The 1,269-nt window shown below is 47.4% G+C and carries 1 protein-coding gene; it reads left to right on the top strand.

Going from position 1 to position 1,269, the window contains the following annotated elements; all coding sequences use genetic code 11:
* Positions 1 to 4: 4 nt before the first annotated feature.
* The coding region (locus D7V32_RS16930; RefSeq protein WP_120403934.1) for an aldehyde dehydrogenase family protein at positions 5 to 1,269 on the top strand (1,265 nt) is incomplete at its 3' end.

Raw genomic sequence — 1,269 nt, forward strand, 5'->3', positions numbered from 1 at the left:
ACACATGCGCTACGCAGATCCCAATCAAGACGGTTCAAAAGTCCACTTCAAACCGCAATACGAAAACTTCATTGGAGGCAAATGGGTTGCTCCAACGAAGGGTGAATACTTTGAAAATACCTCCCCAGTAGACGGTAAAGCGTTTACTAAAGTTCCGCGCTCATCTGCAGAAGATATTGAACTGGCGCTGGATGCAGCGCATGCAGCTAAAGCCTCGTGGAATAATACATCGCCAACCGTACGTTCAAATCTGCTGTTAAAAATTGCAGACCGCTTAGAAGAGAATTTAGAGCTGCTGGCTGTCGCTGAAACATGGGATAACGGCAAACCAATCCGTGAAACACTGGCTGCCGATATTCCTTTGACCATCGACCATTTCCGTTATTTTGCCAGCTGTATCCGCGCGCAAGAAGGCGGCATTTCAGAAATTGACGGTGACACCATTGCCTACCATTTCCATGAACCGCTAGGTGTCGTGGGCCAAATCATTCCTTGGAACTTCCCAATTTTAATGGCGGCTTGGAAACTGGCGCCAGCTTTAGCAGCAGGCAACTGCATCGTGCTTAAGCCTGCAGAGCAAACCCCTGTCAGCATTTTAGTTCTCGCTGAACTGATTCAAGACATCTTGCCGCCCGGCGTGCTGAATATTGTCAACGGTTATGGTGTAGAGGTCGGCCGTCCTTTAGCAACCAATCCGCGCATTGCAAAAATTGCCTTTACTGGTTCAACTGCAGTGGGTCAAATGATCATGCAGTATGCCACCGAAAATATTATCCCAGTAACACTGGAACTCGGCGGCAAGTCACCGAACATTTTCTTTGAAGATGTCATGGATCATGATGATGACTATTTAGATAAAGCCCTAGAAGGCTTTACGATGTTTGCGCTCAACCAAGGTGAAATCTGTACCTGCCCATCACGCGCATTAGTGCATGAAAGCATTGCAGATAAGTTCTTAGAAAAAGCCATTGAACGTGTTAAACGCATTAAAACCGGCCATCCGCTGGATACCGACACCATGATTGGCGCACAGGCATCTCAAGAGCAGCAGGATAAAATTTTGGGCTGTATCGCAACGGGCCGTGCTGAAGGCGCGCAAGTGCTGACTGGCGGCGGCGAACGCCAAGAAGTCGGTGCGGGTTTCTATATTGAACCGACCATTTTCAAAGGCGATAACAGCATGAAAACCTTCCAAGAAGAAATTTTTGGGCCTGTGCTTGCTGTGACCACATTTAAAGACTTTGATGATGCGATTAAAATTGCCAATGA

It is taken from the genome of Acinetobacter tianfuensis, assembly GCF_003611465.1.
Classification (GTDB): Bacteria; Pseudomonadota; Gammaproteobacteria; order Pseudomonadales; family Moraxellaceae; genus Acinetobacter; species Acinetobacter tianfuensis.